The organism is Amycolatopsis sp. NPDC051903 (assembly GCF_044452505.1).
In the GTDB taxonomy this organism is placed as follows: domain Bacteria; phylum Actinomycetota; class Actinomycetes; order Mycobacteriales; family Pseudonocardiaceae; genus Amycolatopsis.
This window is the reverse complement of sequence record NZ_JBITBT010000095.1, coordinates 1-1,447: the sequence shown is the minus strand read 5'-3', so window position 1 is coordinate 1,447 and position 1,447 is coordinate 1. Positions and strand designations below refer to the sequence as shown.

At 66.8% G+C, this 1,447-nt stretch carries 1 protein-coding gene; it reads right to left on the bottom strand.

The window, feature by feature from the left end; translation table 11 throughout:
- Positions 1–27: 27 nt before the first annotated feature.
- Positions 28–1,230, bottom strand: a complete 1,203-nt coding sequence (locus tag ACIA77_RS52425; protein ID WP_395893750.1) for an IS110 family transposase — start codon at positions 1,228–1,230, stop codon at positions 28–30.
- Between the last annotated feature and the right edge of the window lie 217 nt (positions 1,231–1,447).

Genomic DNA, 1,447 nt, shown 5'->3' with positions numbered 1-1,447 from the left:
AAGGACTTCCCAATGGGGATTGTCAAGTCACGCTGCTGCTGGGATCGGGGGTGAGGCGTGGTAGTTGGCGTTGTCGCGGAGCATGGCCCACAGGACGTTCAGGCGTCGGCGGGCGAGGCAGAGCAGCGCTTGTTCATGTCGTTTGCCTTCGGCGCGTTTGCGCTGGTAGTAGGCCTTGGAAATCGGGCAGCCGGGCAGGCTGGCCGAGGCGGCGAGGTAACAGGCCCGCAGCAAACCGCGGTGGTAGCGGCGAGGCCGCCTGAGGTTGCCGCGGATCCGGCCGGAGTCGCGGGGAACCGGAGCCAGCCCGGCGTAGCCGGCGAGACGGTCGACCGAGCCGAACGCGGCGATGTCCCCGCCGGTAGCGGCGAGGAATTCCGCGGCGAGGGTCGGGCCGAACCCGGGCAGGGTGAGGATCACGTCGGCGTAGCGGTGCCGGCGAAATCGCTCCTCGATCATCGCGTCGATCTCGGCGATTTCCGTGTTGAGGGCGATCACCCCCTTGGCCGGCCGTTCGACCATCGCGGCAGCGAGTTTCTGCCCGGGCAGCGTGGTGTGTTGCGCGGCGGCGGCTTCGATCGCCGCGTGGGCGACCGTGTCGGCTTTGCGGACCTTGCGGTTGTGCAGCCAGTGGATCAGGCGTTGCTCGCCCAGACGCCGGATCGCGTCCGGGGTTTGGTAGCCGGTCAGCAGCACCAGGTGTCCTTTGCGGGACAACTCGAGGCTGCGTTCCAGCGCGGGGAAGTACTCCAGCAGCTGGTGGCGGATCCGGTTGATCGCCCGGGTGCGGTCGCAGACCAGGTCGGTGCGCCGGTTGGTCAGGGTCCGCAGGTCAACCGCGAGTTCGTCCCCGGCCCGCAGCGGGCCGAGGTCGCGGCGGACGCGGGCCTGATCGGCGATGACGAACGCGTCCTTCTCGTCGGTCTTGCCCTCGCCTCGGTAGGTTCCGGCGGCGCGGTGGACCTTCAACCCGGTGATGTAGACCAGTTCTTGACCGTGGTTGACCAGCAGGCCGATCAGCAGCGCGGCACCGCCGGTGTTCAGGTCGATTGCCCACAGCACGTCGGTGTCGACGGCCGCGACGTCGGCGATCAGGTTCAGCAGTTCAGTTTCGTCGTTCTGGACTCGCCGGGACAACAGCCGTTCTCCGTCGTCGTTGATCACCACGCAGTGGTGGTGTTCCTTGCCGATGTCCACGCCGGCCCAGATTCGGGGCACGACCACCTCCATCACTCACGAGAACAGTTCACCCACAGACGACCACGCCGACGATGTCCTACACAGCGATCAACGCGTATCCCCATGAGCGGTCGAGTCGTCGCGAGGGACCGGGCGGCCAAGTCCTTTCAGCCTTGCCAACGGCGACGCCATGCAAGCCATACCCGGAGCCCCAGGGCCCACCGATCCTACGAATGACCAGTTCAGACCCAACAAAGAAGGTAGGACA

Coding starts and splice junctions, on each gene's coding strand:
- ACIA77_RS52425 (WP_395893750.1), bottom strand. CDS start 1,230: ATGGAGGTGGTCGTGCCCCGAATCTGGGCCGGCGTGGACATCGGCAAG.